Below are 21,428 nucleotides of genomic sequence, written 5' to 3'. Positions count from 1 at the left end.
GTATAAGATTGCTAATTAACAGAGCAATCTTATCTGGAGACAAAACATGGTAAAAATGAAATGGGTTTTCATAGGGATCTGTGTGTTGAGTTTGAGTATGGCCGGTTGTTCTTTTTTAGATGCGGTACGCAAGAAAGATGCAAAAGGTAATCCCTATATAGAAGCGAAAGGGACGGCATTTTTGAGGACGGCACAGGGTGTTGCCAGGATTGTTGGGGAGACGGAATTTCCTGTGGTTGGCGCTGTTGCATCAGGGATTGCATCGCTGTGCGGTATTGGTATTACGATCGCAAACAATGCGGCGCGCAAACGGGCAAAGGCGCTGGAGGCTACCGTGGTGGGTGTTAATGCAATTACGAACAACTATAAAAAAATTGAAGATGCTGTGCTTGCTATGCTTAACGTGGCAGGCCAGAATGATATGTCACAAAAAATTAAAGAGATTTTCCTGCAATATAAAACACCGAAGCAGACTGTCCAGAAACTTGCAAACAAGAAGGGCATAGAAAATTATTTATATCAGTTTATCCGGAAGATAGAAAGAAAATACACGATGGAAAAGGAGGGCTAAATGGCGAGAAAACAGGGCGAGGTGGAAGCGATTACTCAGAAGGACATGGATGAGTTTAAAGGGGATGAAGTGGTAAAGAAAGAGGTCAGGGTTGAGGTTAAGGAAGAGGTGAAGAAAACTTCGGTTATTACGATGCGGGGCGGGAGACCGGTAAAAAGGGTTTTTGAGAACGGGAAGTGTGTGAGGGAGGAGGAGACGGGGAAAACCGTTCAAGCAGTTTAAGCTGTTCCAACCGTTCAAACCGTAACGGCTTAAACGGTTGGAACTATTGAAACGGTTTGAACTAAATCCTTTTCTTTATGAAGATAGCAAAGACTACCAGTTTTAAGGCATTCGGGACGGGCAAGGCTCTATCGGACGAGCAGCTTGCGAAGATCAACAAATTTGCCCTCGTGCCGCTTACGGCCGAGCAGGTTTATGTAAGAAAATACCTCATGTGCCATAGCGGCATTGACCGCGATAATGAGCGGTTTCATGAGGATATGTTAGAGGATTTTGCCCGGACACTTCCGGGGAAGGGGTTCTTTGTTGAGGGACATCCGTCCTCGTGGTCGGGTAAGGGAGGGCCCGGGGAAGGCAGGTTTTTTGATGCCGCAACAGAGGAGATGCCTCTTGAAAAATTCAAAGAGACTACTGGTGAAGAACTGAAGCTGCCAGAGGGGATTAAAAATGTCAAGGTCCTCTGGGGAGAGGCTTATCTTTTAAAACTTGACAGCAACACCGATACGCTGGCCAAGATCGATGGCGGTATTTACTCATTCATCAGCATTGGGTTTAAAGCGCCCAGGCAGGAGGTTACTGACAAACACGGCAACTATCTGTTTGGGGAATACAGGCCAAAGGGAGAGGCCCTTGAGGGATCACTGGTGTGGCTGGGGGCGCAGCCAGGGGCATCGGTGATGAAGTGCGCTGGTTGTGAGAAGAATATAAACGGTTCAAACGGTTTAAACAGTTTAAACCGATCAAACCGTCAGGATTATCGTGATAAGGAGATTGGTATGAAAGAGTTTTTAGAGAAGTTGGCCAGGAAGCTCGGCAAGTCTTTCACCGAGGAAAGGGCCGTTGAGGAGATTGTAGCGCTTATCAGTGAGAAGGACGCAAAGATCACTGCCCTTGAATCTCTTGCGGAAGAGGGACGGGCGTACCGGAAACATCTTGTTGATGATGTGTTGCGGTTTGGGGTGATGGTTGATGAGATCCCGGCGGATGAAGAGGGCCAGAAAAAAGAATCAACCTTTATCAACACCTGGCCGATTGACCGCATTAAGGTACTCCGGGATAAGTATGAGGTGAAGGCCCGGGAGAAGTTCCCGGATAAGTTTACCTTTAAGTCGAAGGATGAGGCGGATCGTAACGAAAAGGGTAAGGAGGCTGAGAAAAAGAAGGTGAAGACGGGGAAGAAGGATTATACGAGCCCGGAAGAAAATGAGCTTTTTGAGACGGTGGGAAAATGATTTGGTTTAAGCCGATTAAGCCGTTTAAACCGTTCAAGCCGTAACGGTTTGAACGGCTGTAACGGGTTAAACTGTTTGAACCTATTCTTTATAAAAGGAGATAAGACATGGCAAATAAGGTGCGGGAAGATCTTTTGCGGATACGCACGATTAAGTATAAACATACAAGCGCGACCACAAAGGACACGATATACATTTTGGGTGGCAGGCCGATGCTTGCGGTGAATAGCGAGGGTGCGAATACCAGTAATATCTATGTAATTGCAGGACTTATTGAGTATGCAAAGACATCGGCGCAGGCATGGACGGCAGGGCAGGCGATTTTCTGGGATGCGGTGAATAGTGTGTTTACTACAACTCCGGGTGGCAATACTTATGCAGGCGTGGCTGCTGAAGATGCGGCAAATCCTAGCTCTGCCGGGTTTGTGGTTCTCTTGCCATTTGCGGATGATATCAATAGTCTCATGAAGAAGGCGTCCGCTACGGCAATCAATACGTCAGGCGCCGGCACCTATTCGGCAGCGAATATTGTTAACAGGGTTATCCTGAGAGACCCGAATGGCGCTGACAGGACAGACACAACGGCAACGGCTGCCGAGATTGTGGCTGCGGTGGTTAACCCTGCGGTTGGCGCCTGCTTTATCCTCGCGGTTCGGAATACGGCTGATGCTGATGGCGAAATCATCACCGTGGCAGGCGGGGCGAATGTTACCCTCACCGGCTATGCAAAGATAGCGCGGGGCAATGTCGGGTTATTCCTGGTCGTACTTACCAACGTAACGGCATCTTCCGAGACGGTAACGATATACCGGCTGGGCGAGGCAGATATGGCGGGTGTGGGGCTTGGGTATGATACTGCGGGTAAGCTTCGTATTAAGACAGGGTATACACCTACCCATATCGCTGTTTTTGCTGGTACTTCTGCAGCAGAGAATGATGTTGATGCAACCGTGGTGATTACCGTTACGGGTGCGCTTGCAACGGATGTTGCAAGCGTTGTTTTGCGGGCTGCGGCAAATGATGTTTATATTAAAAAGGCTGTGCTTACCTCTAATACCTTAACGGTAACGCTGTCTGGTAATGGCGGCTCTGGCACAGAGGTTGATTATGTGGTGTTCAGGGCGGTAGCGTAACAGGCAATTAACGTATGGGCAGGTTTTAAACCTGCCCATACACAAAAACAATACAAAGGAGGAGAGGAATGAGAAAGAACTATATGAAGATCTTCACCCGCGAGACCTGCGAGCGGATGAAGGGAATGGATGTGATGGAAAGGCGGCAGAAACTGGCAGGGGTGCTTACGGCATTCTTCCAGGGTAAACTCCCTGTTATGAGCCCTGCGATTGAGATTGCAAAGGAGATGGGAATTGATCAGGAGTTGGCGCAAAAGGTGCTTAGTATTTTGGCCCAGAAGGGTATGACGGGTCCGGATGATGCGCCGGATGTGATGAACCGGAATCAACCGGTGACGGCAGGGGTGTTCTATACTGCGGTGGGTGATCCGATGGCGCCATTCGGGTTTGAGGAGTTGTTTGATCTGGTGGATATGCGGGGGTCAGGACAGACGTCTTTCGACATCTTAGACGTTACGAATGCGATTACCTTTGCTGAGGTAAAGAGTGGCGAGAAGATGAAGGTGTACGGGATTAGCACGGCAAAGAGTTCTATCGAGAAGATGATCATAGCGGCCGCGATTGGCATTCTGGATGACTGGATTAACTATGCGATGTACTGGAACCTGAACCAGGCAGCCGTTGAGGCAAGGTCAAAGTACTACGATAAGATGGCAACTGATCATTATGCTCTCCTTGCTGCGATCTCTTCTGATCAGAATGAGTCGTTCAGCACATCGGATGTAAAGACGATGAACAATGCATGCTCGAAGATCTTCACCGACCTTGCAGGGAAGGGGTATGTTTTGACAGGGAATGAGCAGTTTGTCCTGCGGGCGAATCCGGCGTTAAAGGAGAGGATTGAATACGCATTTACGACAAACTTCAACAGTCCGAATGGTGGCAAGGAGCAGATTGTATTTAACGTTACTCGGGCCTATACGACTAAGCTTGCCAATACGAGCTACTATGTTGGTCTGCCAGGCAGGAAAGCAAAGCGGGGCATCTGGAGTGATCTGACGGCGGAGACGGATAGGGATATCCTCTTAAGAGGCACTGATGTGGCGTATTGTGGCGAGTATAATGCCGGGATTGGCGAGGAAGACCAGTTCAGGAGATGTGCGTTATCGTAAAGATTTGGTTCAAGCCGTTTAAAGGATTTGGTTCAAACCGTTCAAGCCGTTCAAACGGTTTGAACCGCTTGAACGGTTTAAACGGTTTAAACGGTTTAAACGGTTTTAAAATATGGGAAAGAATACAGCGCAGGAAATTATTGATCTCGGTTTTATTCGCGAGATGTTCAGGAAGGAGGATGATGCGGCTCTTTCTACGTTCATCGATGGGGTTATATCCGAGCAGACGAAGATCCTGGAGGGGCGGATCGGATCTGCCGCATATGCTTCTGTGATCTCGCCGGTTCAGGATTATGTGAAGCGGGCGGAAAAATGTTTGGCGGCTGTTGAGTTGATTGGGCGAAGGATTATGATCCTCTTAAGCAATGTGCCGGGCGCAGGGCAGGCGGTTGATATTCGCAGCGAAGAAAGGAAGCGGGATTATTATATGAACGAGGCGCATGCGCTTATTGCAAAGATCGTGGCAGGGGTGACGGCGGATGGGGATGGTATGGGGTTTGGGGTGGTGGAGTCTTCGCATTTTTAACTGTTTCAGCGGTTTAAGCCGTTTAAACAGTTTAAGCCGTTTCAGAGGTTTAAGCCGTTTCAGCGGTTCAGACAGGTTGAAATGAGGTTTTTCTTATGCTCAATATCAATGTAACGATACAAGGCGATACGGTTATTATCGACGGCTTGCAGAGGTTTGCGAAAAATAGTCCGGCTGCAATCAGGAGAGGATTAGAGAGGGTTGCGGCCGGGGTGTATGATGATGCGTATAAGTGGTTATCGGGACCGGGTGGGATATATGAGGAAAGGGTCTCGAAGAAAACGGGAAAAAAGCGGCGGAAAAAGATTGCGGATTATTTGCCTGGTCAATACCCTGTGCCGGTTCGAACCGGTCATTTAAGGAGGTTGTTGAACTGGCTAAACCCTGGCAGGTCAAAGACGTATGCAGGGGTAGGAACATTTTCAGCGGGGCCTTTGGAGGTTGTTATTTATAATGCTGCGGAATATGCAGAGCCTGTTTTCAGGGGCACGGGATCATCGGCGAAGTATGGACCGCGGGATGCGCTGAAAGACGGGTTTGAGAGATTTAACCGGGGGAGCAGGATACAGGGAATACTGGAAGAGGAAATCGGGAAGGAGATTCGTAGTTCAGGATTCACCGCATAGTATGTAAGGAGGATGAAATTGGACTGGGATGTCATAGAACCGAGGATTAAGAATATTATTCACGAGACGATTCGTCAGACGTTGAAGGAAGAAGTGCTTCGTGTTACAGAAATCAGCGATCAAAGGATTGCGTTGTCTTTTGCGCAATGTAAGGCGCATCAGATTTTTTCCGATAAAGATATAGAAAGGTCTTTTTTTGATATTTTTAAAAAGTTTGAACAACATCTTGAGGCACATAAGAAGCGGGAAGTGACCGTAAAATGGCTGATTGGTATTCTGATTACGGTTATTTGCTCAACGATTGGATTCCTTACAACGGCATTAAAACACAAATAAAAGGGCAACATACTCTATGGCAAGCTTTACCTCTCTTATCGATCATATAGCAACAACCCTGCAGAACAATGCGCCCCTTACATCATTTTGCGATGCGAAGTGGGGGAAAGCGCTCAGCGTGCTGAAGGCGTTTAAACAGCGTATCGAAATCAACTTGAACGACCTCCCGGTGATTCTCATTACCCGGCCATCTCTCGAAAAGAATTTTTTGGTAAATATAACACGGGATGGCGCCCATACGGTGCGGTTGTATGCCGGGTTTCACCAGACTGACTGGGCAAAGGCGCTCAACGAAATGGTAGAATTCGAGGAAAAGATCGATGATGCCCTTCTGACGGATTACACCAGGGGAGGATTAGCGATAAACACGATTCCGAAGTCATCGGTGAACGATGAAGGCGAGTTTCACCCGGTGTATTTTATAGTCATGGAGGTGGAGATAAAACACCGGCGTTAGAAACAGGGAACCACAGATGGACACAGATGGCACAGATAAAAAAAAGAAAGTAGGGGAGGGTTTGAAACCCGCCCCTGCCAACCTCATGAGGAACGGGAATTATGCATACTACAGAACATACATTTCAGGTCACGGTACATGATGCTTCAGAGACGAAGATTATTACGGGAGAGAATAATGCAGGGGCAGGTTTAAAACCTGCCCCCACCAATATGGAGGAGAAACCATGCTTACACGAAGAAGGATAGTGGTGGCAAAGATTGAGTCTGTCGAGGGGACGGCCGAGACACTGGCGAATGCCGATGGCGGCATCCTTGCGATAGACCCGAAGGTTGATGTTGATATAAAAATGCATGCGAGGAACCCCGTTATGGCGACCCTGAGCAGGCTTGCCGATGTGGCGGGGGCGCAGCTTGCGCGGTTGACCTTTAAGGTGGAGATAAAGGGCCCGGGGGCTGCATATTCGGCGAGCGTCGTGCCTGCGCTGGCAAAGTATCTGCGCGCGTGCGGGTTTGCGGAGACGCTGGATGTGACGCCGGGTTCGGAGAAGGCTACCTATAAGCCTGCCTCAACGGGCGCGCCTTGCCTGACGATCGGGTGTTATGAGGATGGGGTAATCAAGCAGCTCGTTGGCGCGCGGGGGAATGTGAAGTTTACGGGGAAGGCAGGCGAGCCGGTGTTTGCGGAATTTGACTTTCTCGGCGTCTGGGGTGGGTTGACGGATGGGGCGATGCTTACTCCTACGTATGAGAGTACGATACCTCCTGTGTTTCTTTCGGCCAGTTTTACGATTGCCGCGTATTCGGCGATCCTTGCCGGCATCGATATTGATATGGCAAATACCCTGCATCTGAGGAATGATGTGAACAAGCCTGCCGGGTATCTTTCAACGGTGATAACGAACCGGGACCCGAACGGCAAGTTTGATCCGGAGATGGCGCTGGTGGCGACCCATGACTGGTATGGCAGGTGGAAGGGCGGCACGACAGGGGCATTGAGCCTGGGCAATATCGGGTCAACGCAGTATAACCGGTATAAAATCACAGCGCCCAAGGTGGTGTACCGGAAGGTGAGCGATGCGGAGCGGGAGGGAGTTGTGGTGGCGGATACGGCGTTTCAACTGGCGATGAATACCGGGGATGATGAGGTGGTGCTGGAATTTTCATAAAAAAGACGGGAACTACAGGTAAAAGAATTAGGTTCAAACCGATTCAGCCGTTTAAGCTGTTTCATCGGTAACGGCTTGATCGGCTTAAGCGGCTGTAACGGCTGGAACAAAATATTTAACAGGAGACTCTATGAAGACGTACACGATTGGCAGTAAAACCTATGTGCAAAGGCCGCTTGTACTTGGGCAGGTGAAGCAACTGATGGATATTATACGCGGGGTTGTGATTCCGCAGGTGATTACGATACCTGCGCTGATCGATATGTTTGGTGACCGTCTGAGCCTGGCGCTTGCGGTTGTTATCACGGAGGAGGGGAAGCCAGTGAAGGATAAAGACATTGAGATGGCAGCGATGGAGATTGAATACGAAATTATGCCGGAGCAGATTTTGGAGATTATAGATGATTTTTTTTTCATCAACCAGATAGCGTTACTCTTTCAAAGAGTAATCACGGTAATCAAGGGCATACAGGACAGGATGACTGGGTTGAGCAGGTGTGCGTCATCCTCAGTAAAGGAGACATCACCCGGCGGGATGCCATCCTCTGGGGATATACTCTCAGGGAATGCCAGCCATACATCAAATACTGTCTCCGCGATGTGATGTTCCGGGAGGCTGTGCTGGCGTTTATGGGGGTGAAGGATGAGGATACAGGTGCGCAAGGCGTTTTGGTGAAAAACCGGGGTGAGTATTGTAAGGGCGTGGATCTGGAAGCGTGTAGGAGGTATTTTGGTGAGGCGATTTTAGAACGGGTGTGTGCTACGTGTCCGAATTAAAGTGAAAGACAAATAAGGATGAAAATCACAAAAACGATAAAGCATATGACGGGAATTTCTTTATACATATGTCTTAAAGACTTTTGTGGTATTTTTATTTCTTTTGTGGCATACCGATTAAAAGCCCTTTTACACGAAAGATGTGAATACAGTGCGCCAAGAATTGTAATAAAAAATAGAATAGCTTCCATGCAAACATTATACCAGAAGGATATATATGAGTCAACGAGTAGAAGTAATTATTGGTTGTATTAATGATGCGCGTAAGGCGCTTCAGGAAGTTACTTCATCTTTTCAGAGCTTCGTGGCAAAGATTGCCGTATGGAATTATTCCCTAAGAAGCGCATATCAAGGTGTTGAAAAAGTTCTTGATATATTAGTTGTCAAAACTGCCGATGTTGGTGATTCATTGTATAAGATGAGTCAAAAGACTGGTATCAGTGTTGAAGAACTCTATAAGTTGAAATCTATTGCAGAACTATCAGATGTAAGTTTAGATGAATTGGCTGTTACTTTTGGTGTTTTCTCAAAAAACTTACTCGATGCGAAAACAAAGGCAGGTGATGCGAGTACGATATTTAAGGCGTTGGGGATTGATACGGCAAAACCTCTCAATCAAATCCTTTACGATCTTGCAAAAAGATTTTCAGAAATGCAGGGTGGTGAGGAGAAAATGGCGCTTGCCATGCAGCTATTTGGCAGAAACGGACAAAATATAATCCCGGTATTAAACGATCTGGCCAGTGGTATGGATAATATAACAAGCGCATTCACAGAGGAGTCTGCACAGGCGGCAAGCGTCTTTAATGATAACATAACAACCCTTAAGAGAAACTTAGAAGAATTTAGTTTTGTGATAGGTAACGAACTTATTCCAAAACTGAATACATTATTCGATGTATTAAATTCAAAGGCGGTAAAAAGCCTTGCACCACTTCTTCATGGATTTGCAGCAATTGGGTTGATTAACAAAGGAATTAACACAGCGTTAGATTATACACTCGGTAAGGAAATTCCAGAGATTAACCCCCCTATTGAATCACACGAGAGGAAAATCCCACCTCCGGATGTTATGTCTGAGAAGAAAACCCAACAAATGGCAAACGAAAGACGGAAATGGATGGAATGGGAGTGGGCGTATGCGGATACGGTGGACCGGGCGGGACAGGAGATCCTTGACAGCTACGAAAAGCGGGACAGGGCAGTCAGGGAGCACACCCAGACGCTCCAGGCAGCCCGGGAGGCGGAGATCAACCTGCAGCTCAAGGAGATCGACCTTGCGGAGCAGGAGTTTCGGATTTCAAAGGCAGGGGCGGCGCAGGAACGGATACGGCTCAATGAGGAACTTCTCCGGATACAGGCCGAATACCTGGCGCAGCTCGATAAGATCAAGGACCCGGCGAGCTGGTATGCGCAGAAGAACGCAATTGATCAGACGAAAGAGTCGCTCGTACAGCTCAATTTTGTCCTGAAGGAACAAACCGGGACCTTTGGCGATGGGCTCTTACAGGGGATCAATGCATTTACCAACGAGTTAAACACCGCATTCCAGCACGGGGTTGACTTTGCGGGGCAGTCGGCCCAGGCGATAGAGAGCGTCTTTTCTGACGTCCTCTTCGATGCCATGCGGGGCGAGCTGCAATCGTTTGGCGATTACTGGCGGAACTTTTCCCAGTCGATCATGAGGATGATATCGGAGATGGTAGTAAAGATGCTTATGATGAAGGCGCTTATGGCGATGGGGTTTGGAGCAATGGGCAGCGGGGCAGGCGTGGCAATGGGAACGATGGGGACAACGAGTCCGGCATCCGCTTATTTTCATAAAGGGGGGTATATTCCTCGTTTTCACGCAGGGGGCCTTTTGGGTGATGAAGTGCCAGCGATCTTACAGAAGGGTGAATACGTGGTGAGCAGGAAGGGTGTGGAAGGTGTGGGGGTGGATACCCTGGACAGGATCAACCGGGGGAAGGGTGTTCCCGCATCGGCGCCGGAACGCGCGCCAACAATCATTAATCATATTACGGTACAAGCCATGGATGCCGAGTCTTTTGCGGTGTTTGCGCAAAAGAACAAGGGGATCCTTGCAAATGCGGTAATGAGTTCGGCAAACAACAATCATCCGATCAGAAGGGGAAGATAAGCGTGGCCGCTTTTCCGTCTATTAAACCTAACTATTCTGTTATTGAGACCTATTCTTTCAATACGCATATCATCAACTATGGGAACAAGGTGGAGCAGCGCATTAAAATGAACTCTGCGGCGCAAACGATATTCAGACTGCGCTGGGAGGCGCTGAGCAATGCGGATAAGGCGACCATACAGGCATTCTTCGTGGCGCGGGGCGGGGCGTTTGAGTCGTTTGCCTGGACAAACCCGGTTGATAATGTGGCGTATACGGTGCGATTCAAGGAAGACGCTATGAATGCGGAGTATTTTTCGTATCAGCTTTGGAATTTACAGGAGATTGAGTTTATTGAGGTGAGTGGGTGAGATCTAACGATAAGGAATTTGTAACGATACGGGTCGGTATCAGGAAGGATCAGCTCCATACGATTGTGGAGATGAAGAAAAAGACAGGAAAAACCTTGTCACAGATCGTACGGGAGTTTTGCGATTATGGCATGAGCGCAAGAAGGGGATAGGGAGAGAAACTATGGCAAGGATATGGAATTTTGTAGGAAAGTTTGGAAGCGCAGGGAGCGGAAATGGACAGTTTAATACCCTTTGCGCTATTCAAGTGTCAGGAAGCTATATTTATGTTTCAGATCGTGGAAATGCAAGAATTCAGGTTTTTAATAAAACAACCTATTCCCATGTCGCAAATATTTCATTGCCAAACAGTGGGATTCCTTATGATCTTGATGTAGATAGTACTTATATTTACGTTACAGATACAGTAAATAAGAAAATGCATATTTTTAAAATTCAAGATTTCTCCTTACATGCTAGCTTTACAATAAGAGAATATACAAGTACTGGCGGCATAGTTACTGTTTTCTGTGTTAGCAATGCATACATATATACAGTCTCACGATCATGGGGCAATGAGCCTTATATGTATATCTATAACCAAGGAACATATACGCAAGCTAATTATTATTCACTTTCAGTAGCCGCCTTTAATTGGCATGATATGAATCTTCCCTATAAAGAAATAGAAGCCTACGTAACCGCCAATACTATGGCAGGTATTTCTACGCCATTAGGCAATATTGGTATAAATGATGGTTTTAACGCAGTAGCAATGGACTCCAATTACATCTATATAGCTCGACCTTACGCCAACTTGATTGCAGTTTATAATAGGTCTACATTAGCGTTTTGCGAGAATTTTGGCAGTGGAGGAATTAATAATGGCCAGTTTAACACTCCAACATTTATCGCTGTCGACCTTTCTACATCCCGGATATTTGTTGTAGATAGTAACAATAATCGCATCCAGGAATTTGAATTGGTGATTGGGGAGGCTCCTGCCGCTCCATCGGGATTAACTGCTAACGATATAGGGGGAAGGTCAGTTCAGCTTAATTGGGTAGATAACTCATGAGCGCAGAAACAGGATTTGAAATACAGAAATCGAGTGACGGGACAAACTGGATTGCTATTGCACGGGTAGGGGCGAATATTACCACATATACAGACAACCAGGCTGTCCCTCTCCAGACAAACTATTACCGTGTACGGGCATTCAATGGTCAGTCTCCTGAACAGACCTATTCTCCCAATGGATTCTCTTCCTATTCGAACACAGTGAATATAACTCCTGCGGGAATGACGGGCGAAGTAGGGTTTAAGGTAGAGAGAAAAAGAAATGACGAAGGAGGCTTTTCTGCCTTAGTTACAAAAGGACAGAATGTAACCACTCATACAGATGGTCCTCTTGACGACGACTATACATATCAGTATCGGGTTAAGGCCTATAACTCTATAGGAGAGAGTTCCTATAGTAATGTGGTAACTATGGGGATTATAGATTTTACTGCCACGGAATTAAAACTCGCCGAACTTTACAAGGTTCTCCTGGATGATGGTACGTATCTCTATTATACGTCTCATGATGCAAACCTGATATATGAGGGAAATACCTATGTGGCGATTCCCATAAAGCGGTCAGAGATTAATTTTAATAGCAACTTGCAAATAGATAAGGTGGATATTGAGTGTGGTCTTGTCGGGATAACGGTAGGGGCAAACGCATATACTATTTCTCAAGTGATTGAGCGTGGATGGCTTGAGAGAGCACATGTATGGATATATCTTGTTGACTATACAACGTTAATAAGCCACAAACTTCTGTTCGATGGGTATACAACAGGAAGGATTGGTTATAATCAGGGAACGCTCCAGGTTGAATGTAATTCGACTCTTGATAAGTTAAACGCTATGTTTCCCAAGAAAATATATTCCGAGGATTGTCAGCATGCTTTATACGACACGTATTGCGGTCTCAATAAAGCGGATTATGTTGAATCAGGAACGATTGCTTCTGTTACTGACAAGTTCCGTGTCCATGCGGCAATCTTTCAGTACTCGGCGCATGCTTCGGGGTATTGGCTGGGGGGAGAGGTGAAATTTACTTCGGGGGATAATGTCAATGTGCGCAGGTCGATAAAGAGTCATGGCGATGGCTATGTGGATGTTCGGGTGGCGTTTCCGGATACGATTGTGGTTGGCAATACGCTTCAGGCGTATCCGGGGTGCGATAAGAAAGGCGAGACCTGTGAGGATAAGTTTGATAACTATGAGAACTTTTTTGGGTTTGAGTACATTCCGAAACCGGAGATATTGTATGGATACTCATAACGAAAGTTGTGAGTTGTGAGTTGTGAGTTGAAAGTTTCAATTCATAATTCACAATTCACAATTCACACAGGATGGAGGTGGTGATCTACGGATACTCATAACGAAGCGGCGATAAAAGAGGTTGCGCGGGCATGGGTTAATAAACGGTGGATTCATGGCCAGGCGCTGAAGTCCGAAGGGGCTGACTGCATCCAGTTTATTGTCGCTGTGGCGAAAGAGCTTGGCTGGCTTCCTGCGGACTACAAGACCATAAAGTATGCCCGTGATTGGTCATTGCATAACAATCGCTCTATTCTCCTGGAAGAAATAAGCAAAGTCTGTGTCGAGGTAAGGTTTGCCTCGCTTGACGAATTAAGGGCGGGAGACGTCCTTGTTTTCATGAACGGGCAAACGTCCGGATATGGAGGGATTTATATCGGCGAAGGCCGTATGATTCACGCTCACATACGGCACGGAATACAGGAAGACCCGGTTTCACGGTATCAGGAAAAATTAAATTCTGTCTGGAGGGTATCCCGGTGAGTCTTGGGCAAATCGGAGGGGGGATAGGCGGCGCTGCAGCAGGGGCGATGATAGGTTCAATAATCCCAGGCATTGGGACCGCAATGGGCGCTCTTATAGGTTTTAGCCTGGGTTCTATGGTGGGGGGAATAATTGACCCCCCAAGTGTTAAGACTCAAAAAGTCAGACCCGCAGGCATAGACTTGCAAACCAGCGAATACGGACGAGCGATCCCGTATATTACCGGAACCCGAAAGGTGGCGGGGAACTGCCTTTGGATAGGGAATTTCCAGTCGCATAAACACAAGAGAGATACGGGAGGAAAAGGCGGCGGCGGTGGAGACCCTGTTTATTACACCTATACCGTGTCTGTTGCGTTCGGGTTGTGCATTAATCAGTGCGCATTAATCCGCGCATGGGCAGGAAAAAAAGAAATCAATATCAATAGTATGACGTTTTACGATAGCACTCAGACAGCGCCTAACGCTCACATCCAGAGTATCCTTTCAGCGTCAGGAAAGACACGGTTTCCTGTCTGGAAAAAACTCTGTTATGTGGTTCTCCAGGATTATGACCTGGGAGAAAACAATATCATTCCCAACTTTACCTTTGAAATATCCCGCGGCGGGGTTAGCTACCGAAGTTTGGAATATACATCAAAATGGGGAACTGCGGGCAGTGGAAACGGACAACTCGACACCCCTACGTTTATCCGTGAAAACGGCGATAATCTCTATGTGTGCGATTCGGGGAATGGGCGTATTCAGAAATTCAGCATGTCGGGGACGTTCCAGAAGGTTATTATCGGCGGGCTTAATTCTCCTGGCGGGTTTGAAGCAGAACAGCACTATATCTACATAGCAGAGACAGGGGCGGACAGGGTTCTCTGGTGCGCAATAGCAAATGGAAACATTAATCAGGAAGTAACGATAACTTCTCCCCGAGATATTACCTCAGTAACGCTCTATAAGAAATTTGTTATCGGGTACTCCGGAGGGCAAACAAAGCTTTATAAACTTGAGTATGTTTATCAGAACGAGCATTCATATCTCTGGGAAATAACCTCAACAACCAGTCTGGGCGCATGGGTCGGGACAAGTATAACATGGGATGGGACATATCTTTACATTGCAGACAGCACGAACAATCTGGTAAAGAAATATACCCAGAACGGCGTACTTATATCCTCATTTGGAGGGTCCGGAGAAGGAGACGGTCAGTTTGATAAGCTCTTTGGCGTATACGCTTCACGGGGGAATATTTATAATTATATCTATTGCGTAGATCACAAGACAACGACATCAAAAAACAGGCTTCAAGTCTTCACACCGGCAGGGGCATTTGCCGTTGGAGCGGGAAGCTTTGGGACAGGAAACGAGCAATTTGACGACCCTTCCGGCGTTGTTGTAAAGGATGGGTATATTTATGTCTGTGATACAAATAATAACAGGGTACAGAAATTTATTGATACGAGGAAAGGCGGTGTATCATCATATCCATCCGATGTTTCACAAGACATCCTGACGAATGATTTTTATGGCGCCGGTCTTCCGGCGGGTGATCTGAACCTGGATACTTTTACTGAAACGACAAACGCATGCACTGCCGATGATATGGCGCTGGACGTGCTGTACGACAGACAACAGAGCGTACTGGATGTATTACAGAACATCATCGCCCACCATGACGGGATAATTACGTACTACGACGGAAAGATTAACCATATCCAGCCAAATGAAAATTCAGCTTCAGTAGCGACCCTGAATGAAGCTGATTTCGTAAAACAGAACGGCTCCCCGTATATCAGCATTTCCAACGAAGGAGTTAACAGTACTTTCAACAGGGTAGTGGCAGAATATATCAACGAGGAAAAGGAATATACGCCAGCGACAACCTATGCGGATGACATGCCGGACATAGACCGGAACGGGTTAAACGAAATCACGATCAATCTTACCGCTTTCAACACGCACGCAAGGGCAAATAAAATGGCTCAGCGCATCCTGAACAAGTTCCGCTCAAACCTTAAAATCTATCAGTTTAAATTAGGAATCAAGACTTTTGACACGACAGGAATTATCCCTGGCGCTGTTGTCACCATAAATGACGCCCTCACAGAAAACAGTTCCCGAAAAGTCAGGATTCTCTCCATGACAATAGAGCAAGGGTATATTTTAGTTATCGAGGCAAAGGAAGAAATCCCTCAAAACTATCAGGTGGTTGTCATAGGAAGCGGGAACAAGGAAAGGACAGACCTTCCCCAGCTTACAGACCCGGCAAGTAGCGTCCTTGCCCCTATGGTTTTTGAAATACCGGCGCTATGGACAAACGCAAACGCGTATCTGGTGACATACACTGCTCCGGACGAGGTTCAATGGGCAGGGGCTTCCCTGTACCGGTCATATCTTCAAACAAGCGGTTATCAGGGATTAGGGATAAGCAGAAAAGACGGAGTAACGGGGATTGTTGTTGGCGTAGGAGAGGCTTCCGGAGGAATAAAATATATAGACGTTGCGTTACATTCTGATGAGACGCTTGAGTCTGCAACGGATTTTGATGAGCTCATATCCACGCCAGGATTAAACTTAGCAGTAGTTTCAACAAGCGTTAAAAACACGTATCTGCGATTTGCGACCGTTGAATTGATCGATACAAACGTGTGGAGATTGAGCGAACTCATCTATGACCTTGTTGACTTTCCGGCAAAGAATTCCTACGGGAATATTGTTGCCGGAAACATCTTTGCGTATCTGGAGGACAGACCATTCCGGAAGAGACTTCAGGAGACGGAACTGGACAGGAAACTCTATTTTAAAATCTCCAGTTTTAACACAAAAGGAGTTGGCCAGGATTTATCGGAAGTGGATTCCCTGACGCTTGAGGCAACTGCCCTGGCAAGCAAACCGCTTTCTCCAGGCAACATAAAAATCAACGGTTTAGGAATAGATGCCAGCAATGCGGTCAGTGTTGCCAGTGGAGATATAACGATAGGGTTTTCATCCAGGAACAGGAGAAACAGGGGCGGCACCAACTATCAATGGGCTTATGCGATTAAAGAGGATCTCGATTTTGATAGCTTTATTCTTGAAATTTATAACGGGGCAACACTCCTCAGAACGGTAGAGCAGACGGGGAAAACGTTCACCTATACCGCAGCAATGCAGTTGGCAGACGGAGGAGCGTCACCCTATACCATCAAGATCAAACAGCAAAGCACATCAAGGGTATCCGCTTATTCTGATGCGGTCACGATAACAACAGTCTAAATAAAGGAGAGCAGATGTCGGCAACCACACATTTTAACATGGATTTAATCCCCACCGGAGCGGTGGAATGGCCAGCTCTTATTAACGCCAACACGAACAAAATTGAAGCGGGAAGGACGGTTAAACTCACCGCAGGGGAGGCATTGGCGGCAAGGGATCCGTTTTATATCTCCTCCGCTGATGGGAAGGCGTATAAAGCAGCGAATACAAATGTCTGTCACGGTATTTGGCAATCAGCATCTACAGCTCCAGACGCCACAGGATACGGCCAGATAGATGGGGTTGTGACGTATGGAAGCTGGGCATGGACAAAGGGGAATTATATCTATGTCAGCGCAGGGAAGGCGCTGACCCAGACCGCTCCATCTGCTAACGCTCAACCAGTTGCATATGCCCTCTCTGCAACGGAAATCGTGCTTCTGTATTCCGCGCTCAGGATGGCGGATGACGGAAGCATTAGTTTTCTCTGTGCCGGGTCGAACAAAAACATTCTCCTTTCTCCCAGCGGAACCGGATTGACAGAGATTCGGAATTCAACAAATCCGCAGATAGCAGACTTATACGGAACATACACGGATGGAAGCAATTATGAGAAGCTAAGAATTGCCGCAAATGCAGGGGCGGCATTCACAATCGCGCCTCTTGCCGCAGGGAGCGGAACTGTGCGTGATGTTGCCCTGCCTGCGGGTAACGTATATGTAGGGGGAACAACGACCGTAACGGCAGCAAGCAAACTAAATGTTATTGGCGCAATTAAGTGTGAACGGGATGACGGAAGTAACTTAAACTTCAATTCTATTTGCGCAGGGGCAATTCCTATGTTCTCTGCTCAGCGTTCACGAGGCACATTGGCGAGTCCTGCGACCGTATTTGCCGATGATGTTTTGTTTCGTGTTTCGGCTAAGGGGCATGATGGAACGTCGTGGCCAGCGGGGGCGAGAACATGGATTGATTTTGATGCATCAGAGGTCTGGACTGCGTCAATGCAAGGAACACGAATTATTTTTAACACAACAATCAGAGGCGGGACAAGCCAGGGCGAGCGGATGAGAATTGCGAGGGATGGCAGTGTCTGCATTGGAGGCACATATGAAGCGCTTGGATTATTAAATCTGGAAGGGACATCAGCAAGGATACTTGCTGTGGAAAGAAACCCTGCTTCAGATACGGCGGGAAGTGGGCTTACCCTCCAGTCTGGGGGAGCCACGGTGAGTGGAATTATCCATACGGTCAGCGGAACTCCTACTGCCGGAGGGTCTGGCTATGTGGTCGGCGATATACTTGCCATAACCACAGGAGGAACGAACGGCGCGGCACAGGTCACTACAGTGGATGGCGGCGGAGCAGTAACCGCTCTCATATTGAGAGATAGAGGATATGGCTACACCACAGGAACCGGCAAGGCAACAAGCGGAGGGACCGGGACGGGATGTACGGTAAATATTACCGCTGTAAGGACGTGTGCGGACAAGGCTGCAGGGACACTTAATCTATCGACAGGAAAATCCGTGGGAACTGGCGGTGGAAGTGTCACTATTCAGACTCCAGTTCCTGGCGCAACCGGCTCAACTGATAACACTCCTTCGACAAAGGTTGAGGTAGACGGAAAAGGAGTGGTAAAGCATACGCCATATGATAATGCTTCTACTCCGGTAGCTCCGACTTCGTCATTGAATGCGTTTCTTTATAATAAATCTGTAGATGATGATGCGGTTATTACCCTTCCTTCAATCACTACCAGCGGATACGGAATCGTAATTGCCGGAGACAATACAGAACGAACCATGTTCTGGATTAACAGCACAGGAACCGTTGCCCTGCTCAATAACTCTGCGAATGTTGTGGCAAATGCTGACACGGATGCAAATCTTTGCATCGGGACAGCAGCAACGCAAGAGCCATTGCAGATAAAAAATCGGCTAGGGGCGACAACTATTCTTAATGTCATGTTCTGGTACGACTAAGGAAAGGAGAAAGGTATGGACTATACCCTTGTTTTAACTGAGGCGGAAGACATTGTTCTTACAAAAACGGTAAGTAAAGTTAATCAGGAAGGCTTAAAGAACGATCCTGAATATAGCGCGATAAATAACGCTGAATATTTACAAAATATATTGAACACCATGGTCCTGAGCTGGACAAAAATACAGCAAGAGGAGGATGCTATTACTAATTGGGAAAAATTAAAACAACTTTCGGCGGAGAAACAAGCGTATTTACTTAATTTACTGAATCAGGAGGCACAAAATGCAGGCTAAAGAAACAGGCAATGAAAATCAAGAAACTATTGCCATAGACCAGGACACCCAAGCGTTATTAAAAAATCTCAACCAAATACTAGGAGAAACAAAGGCAAAGATAGAGCTTATCCTGAAAGTATACTTAAACGCCCATGGAATAAAAAACGGAGAGTATCAGGTTACACCATATTTTGACGCATTAATTCTGAATAAAACTGAGTTAGAAAGTTAACTTGTCAATATCCCTTTGATCCATATCAGAAGGGTAGAGATGCGCATATAATTCCGTGACATGGGTAAGGGAATGCCCCATCCACTGGGCAATCTTAATAATCGGTACGCCGTGTATTGCAAGTTGTGAGGCGAAGGTATGGCGCAGGACATGGAGGGTAACGTCTTTCAGATCTGTCTTTTCGATAAGTTCTGAGAATTTATCCGTAATCAAACGCGGGGGAATGGGTTTATTATTTATGGTAAAACAATACCCTTTTTTCCCTTTTGCGAATAGTGGTATAATCTGAGAGTGTAATGGTATAACCCTTTCACGCCTGGACTTCGTGAGTCTCCCGGTTTCCGGCATCATATCCGGACACCGTTCATTCTTATTCTTCACATACAACAATCTTTTCCTGACATCCACATCACTGTATTCTAACCTTGCCAGCTCTTCCCGTCGCAATCCTGAATAGATAGCCACTTGAATCAGATCGTAAAGACAATGATATTTACTTATCTCTAACAAAATCCTGATCTCTTCCTCGGGTAAATAGCGGACCTTATTAACGGTTATACCTCTGATTGGAATTACATGAGTTGCAGGGTTGTTATTGAGATAACCGAGCTTGACTGCGTGGTTTAGATAAGCCTTAACGACACGGAAATTATTTTTAACCGAAATAGGTTTGATCTTCTCAAGCAACGTCACCTTGTAATTTTCAAGATGAAGAGTTGTTATATCCTTCAGGTGTTTAAGGTTGTTTTCTTGCAGATAAGAGACAAAACGGTCAAGGAGTTTCCGGTTTGTATAGACCCATCGGGACGACATATTGTTTTCTTTTGATTTCAGGTGGATTTCTGCGAAATCGGCAAGAGAAATATTACGATCCCTTATCTCGAAATTCGTAAGATAGAGGTCATTATAAAACTTTTGTGCGTAGAGGAGCGCAAGGTCTTTATTATCAGCAAAAGTACTCCCGCGAAACCTTTTCCCGTTAACCGAGAAGGCATAATGCCACGTTTTATTTCGTTTGTGGAGGTCAAAATTCATGGGTTTTTATATTGTTTTATGGCAGAAAAGGTAAAAGACTTGCCACAAATTTGACACAACAGAAGAGGTTTTTGGGTATATTTTGAGGAGTGTTTATTGTTCATAACGTGTTTTGTTATAAGGATTTGCCGAAGAGGGGAGTCGAACCCCTACCGTGTTGCCACGACTAGACCCTGAATCTAGCGCGTCTGCCAATTCCGCCACTTCGGCTTGGTCTGTGATCCGGGTCGGCAGCTGCTGCTACTTTATGCGGATCTACTTGCGTGTTATTTTGTTTGTTTTGTAGGTTTAAACTTGAAATATCAGTATTTTCAATTTCTTCAATTAATTTTTTTTTGCACTCTTCATTAAGTCTATTTTCAAATATTAAATCTAAAGAAATTCCTCTACTAATGCAGAAAGGTATTACATGCTCATAGGGAAAACTTTCTTTTTTTTTCCTTTCTGCTAAGGCACTTTGGCTCATACCTAGAATTCTTGCTAATTCAGTCTCACTTCTAGCATTTGTATAAGTCATTAATCTATGGATAATTATATTAATGTCTTTTTTGTCTAAAATTAATTTCATCGTTTTCTAATCACTGAATATTAGATTTTAAATAAGTTGTAAGTATTAAATTTATAATTTCTTACAAATTATCGAATAGATAATTATCATAAAATATGATTGATTGTGCTAAAAAAATATATATAATTTTTCGCAATAAAGCAAATAAGTAGTGTAGAAATAAAAAAAGGGTGAAAAGGCAGTATAGTTGGTCGCTGTCTGCCTTCTCACCAGGGCCTTGTTAAAGCTAGCTGATAACTAGCATACAACAAGTATGAGAAATTATACTACGTTAAACTTAAAAGTCAATAGAGTAAAGCCGGTAGGGTTTCAGGTAGTTCTAAGAACTATCATCGACTATGAAACCTTATCGGCTTTTTTTATTGTAAAAAAATCGGCTGGAATAGCTGAAACAATATTAACAGCTGACGGGCTGTTAAGTGTAGGACGTAAACCCCTTGAAATCCTCTGTCATGTGCTCGGTGCATGTGGCAGGGGATTTTTTTTGATTTGGGGATTACGGCCAAGAACGAAAACCCCCGTATGGTAACACGGGGGTGGGATTTACAAAAGGGGGTTTTATGTCAGTACAAATTAGCTTTGATTGGTTGTCAATGTCTCTAAATAAGTCTTTATTGGGTGAT

At 46.1% G+C, this 21,428-nt stretch carries 26 protein-coding genes and 1 tRNA gene; 24 read left to right on the top strand and 3 right to left on the bottom strand.

Going from position 1 to position 21,428, the window contains the following annotated elements:
• The first annotated feature begins 46 nt into the window (after positions 1-46).
• From FBQ94_RS05565 to FBQ94_RS05455, 23 genes are all read left to right on the top strand, one after another.
• Positions 47-571, top strand: coding sequence for a hypothetical protein (locus FBQ94_RS05565; protein ID WP_007222194.1), 525 nt, complete (start codon positions 47-49; stop codon positions 569-571).
• Complete coding sequence (locus FBQ94_RS05560) at positions 572-793, top strand: hypothetical protein (protein ID WP_007222195.1); 222 nt, start codon at positions 572-574, stop codon at positions 791-793.
• Positions 794-870: 77 nt separating this feature from the next.
• Positions 871-2,025: a hypothetical protein gene (locus FBQ94_RS05555; protein ID WP_007222196.1), complete on the top strand. Its 1,155-nt coding sequence runs from the start codon at positions 871-873 to the stop codon at positions 2,023-2,025.
• Between the two features lie 107 nt (positions 2,026-2,132).
• Complete coding sequence (locus tag FBQ94_RS05550; RefSeq protein ID WP_007222197.1) at positions 2,133-3,158, top strand: DUF2190 family protein; 1,026 nt, start codon at positions 2,133-2,135, stop codon at positions 3,156-3,158.
• A gap of 134 nt (positions 3,159-3,292) precedes the next feature.
• Positions 3,293-4,270 carry a hypothetical protein gene (locus FBQ94_RS05545; protein ID WP_285442036.1) on the top strand — a complete coding sequence of 326 codons (978 nt, stop codon included), beginning with the start codon at positions 3,293-3,295 and terminating at the stop codon, positions 4,268-4,270.
• 112 nt (positions 4,271-4,382) lie between these two features.
• Positions 4,383-4,796, top strand: coding sequence for a hypothetical protein (locus tag FBQ94_RS05540; protein WP_007222199.1), 414 nt, complete (start codon positions 4,383-4,385; stop codon positions 4,794-4,796).
• Positions 4,797-4,891: 95 nt separating this feature from the next.
• Positions 4,892-5,422 (top strand): hypothetical protein, encoded by a 531-nt coding sequence (locus FBQ94_RS05535; RefSeq protein ID WP_007222200.1) that lies wholly within the window; start codon positions 4,892-4,894, stop codon positions 5,420-5,422.
• 18 nt (positions 5,423-5,440) lie between these two features.
• Positions 5,441-5,758 carry a hypothetical protein gene (locus FBQ94_RS05530; RefSeq protein ID WP_007222201.1) on the top strand — a complete coding sequence of 106 codons (318 nt, stop codon included), beginning with the start codon at positions 5,441-5,443 and terminating at the stop codon, positions 5,756-5,758.
• 16 nt (positions 5,759-5,774) lie between these two features.
• The gene (locus FBQ94_RS05525) at positions 5,775-6,215 is read left to right on the top strand and encodes a hypothetical protein (RefSeq protein WP_007222202.1); all 441 of its coding nucleotides are present in this window, start codon (positions 5,775-5,777) and stop codon (positions 6,213-6,215) included.
• 101 nt (positions 6,216-6,316) lie between these two features.
• Positions 6,317-6,463 carry a hypothetical protein gene (locus FBQ94_RS05520; RefSeq protein ID WP_285442035.1) on the top strand — a complete coding sequence of 49 codons (147 nt, stop codon included), beginning with the start codon at positions 6,317-6,319 and terminating at the stop codon, positions 6,461-6,463.
• Positions 6,442-7,383, top strand: coding sequence for a phage tail tube protein (locus FBQ94_RS05515; protein WP_007222203.1), 942 nt, complete (start codon positions 6,442-6,444; stop codon positions 7,381-7,383). The genes FBQ94_RS05520 and FBQ94_RS05515 overlap by 22 nt, the downstream gene beginning before the upstream one ends.
• Positions 7,384-7,513: 130 nt before the next feature.
• Positions 7,514-7,987, top strand: a complete 474-nt coding sequence (locus FBQ94_RS05510; RefSeq protein WP_007222204.1) for a hypothetical protein — start codon at positions 7,514-7,516, stop codon at positions 7,985-7,987.
• A gap of 26 nt (positions 7,988-8,013) precedes the next feature.
• A complete protein-coding gene (locus tag FBQ94_RS05505) occupies positions 8,014-8,160 on the top strand; it encodes a hypothetical protein (protein WP_285442034.1) in 147 nt (48 codons plus the stop codon).
• 217 nt (positions 8,161-8,377) lie between these two features.
• The gene (locus FBQ94_RS05500) at positions 8,378-10,300 is read left to right on the top strand and encodes a phage tail tape measure protein (RefSeq protein ID WP_007222207.1); all 1,923 of its coding nucleotides are present in this window, start codon (positions 8,378-8,380) and stop codon (positions 10,298-10,300) included.
• 2 nt (positions 10,301-10,302) lie between these two features.
• Positions 10,303-10,650, top strand: a complete 348-nt coding sequence (locus FBQ94_RS05495; protein ID WP_007222208.1) for a DUF2460 domain-containing protein — start codon at positions 10,303-10,305, stop codon at positions 10,648-10,650.
• The gene (locus FBQ94_RS05490; protein ID WP_007222209.1) at positions 10,647-10,802 is read left to right on the top strand and encodes a hypothetical protein; all 156 of its coding nucleotides are present in this window, start codon (positions 10,647-10,649) and stop codon (positions 10,800-10,802) included. Before FBQ94_RS05495 ends, FBQ94_RS05490 begins: the two co-directional genes overlap by 4 nt.
• An 11-nt stretch (positions 10,803-10,813) precedes the next feature.
• Positions 10,814-11,707 carry an NHL repeat-containing protein gene (locus FBQ94_RS05485; RefSeq protein WP_007222210.1) on the top strand — a complete coding sequence of 298 codons (894 nt, stop codon included), beginning with the start codon at positions 10,814-10,816 and terminating at the stop codon, positions 11,705-11,707.
• Positions 11,704-12,963 carry a phage/gene transfer agent baseplate hub protein gene (locus FBQ94_RS05480; protein ID WP_007222211.1) on the top strand — a complete coding sequence of 420 codons (1,260 nt, stop codon included), beginning with the start codon at positions 11,704-11,706 and terminating at the stop codon, positions 12,961-12,963. The genes FBQ94_RS05485 and FBQ94_RS05480 overlap by 4 nt, the downstream gene beginning before the upstream one ends.
• 111 nt (positions 12,964-13,074) lie before the next feature.
• Positions 13,075-13,485 carry an NlpC/P60 family protein gene (locus FBQ94_RS05475; protein WP_083849279.1) on the top strand — a complete coding sequence of 137 codons (411 nt, stop codon included), beginning with the start codon at positions 13,075-13,077 and terminating at the stop codon, positions 13,483-13,485.
• Positions 13,482-16,730, top strand: a complete 3,249-nt coding sequence (locus tag FBQ94_RS05470) for a phage tail protein (protein WP_007222213.1) — start codon at positions 13,482-13,484, stop codon at positions 16,728-16,730. Before FBQ94_RS05475 ends, FBQ94_RS05470 begins: the two co-directional genes overlap by 4 nt.
• 14 nt (positions 16,731-16,744) lie before the next feature.
• Positions 16,745-18,694: a hypothetical protein gene (locus tag FBQ94_RS05465; protein WP_007222214.1), complete on the top strand. Its 1,950-nt coding sequence runs from the start codon at positions 16,745-16,747 to the stop codon at positions 18,692-18,694.
• Positions 18,695-18,709: 15 nt separating this feature from the next.
• Positions 18,710-18,988: a hypothetical protein gene (locus tag FBQ94_RS05460; protein ID WP_007222215.1), complete on the top strand. Its 279-nt coding sequence runs from the start codon at positions 18,710-18,712 to the stop codon at positions 18,986-18,988.
• Positions 18,978-19,202: a hypothetical protein gene (locus FBQ94_RS05455; protein WP_007222216.1), complete on the top strand. Its 225-nt coding sequence runs from the start codon at positions 18,978-18,980 to the stop codon at positions 19,200-19,202. Before FBQ94_RS05460 ends, FBQ94_RS05455 begins: the two co-directional genes overlap by 11 nt.
• Here FBQ94_RS05455 and FBQ94_RS05450 read toward each other — a convergent pair.
• The 3 genes from FBQ94_RS05450 to FBQ94_RS17420 all read right to left on the bottom strand — a co-directional run bounded on the left by FBQ94_RS05450 (position 19,191) and on the right by FBQ94_RS17420 (position 20,805).
• The gene (locus tag FBQ94_RS05450) at positions 19,191-20,237 is read right to left on the bottom strand and encodes a tyrosine-type recombinase/integrase (protein ID WP_007222217.1); all 1,047 of its coding nucleotides are present in this window, start codon (positions 20,235-20,237) and stop codon (positions 19,191-19,193) included. The genes FBQ94_RS05455 and FBQ94_RS05450 overlap by 12 nt on opposite strands.
• Positions 20,238-20,363: 126 nt before the next feature.
• Positions 20,364-20,447: transfer RNA gene (locus FBQ94_RS05445), tRNA-Leu, on the bottom strand.
• Entirely contained in the window at positions 20,404-20,805 is a 402-nt protein-coding gene (locus tag FBQ94_RS17420; protein ID WP_083849293.1) for a helix-turn-helix domain-containing protein, read from the bottom strand. Before FBQ94_RS17420 ends, FBQ94_RS05445 begins: the two co-directional genes overlap by 44 nt.
• A gap of 253 nt (positions 20,806-21,058) precedes the next feature.
• On the opposite strand from FBQ94_RS17420, the gene FBQ94_RS05440 reads away from it, so the two are divergent.
• Complete coding sequence (locus tag FBQ94_RS05440; protein ID WP_007222218.1) at positions 21,059-21,334, top strand: hypothetical protein; 276 nt, start codon at positions 21,059-21,061, stop codon at positions 21,332-21,334.
• Positions 21,335-21,428: the final 94 nt, after the last annotated feature.

It is taken from the genome of Candidatus Jettenia sp. AMX1 (assembly GCF_030263775.1).
In the GTDB taxonomy this organism is placed as follows: Bacteria; Planctomycetota; Brocadiia; order Brocadiales; family Brocadiaceae; genus Jettenia; species Jettenia caeni.
Note: the sequence above shows the minus strand (reverse complement) of the source record. Positions and strands in the feature narration are given on the sequence as shown.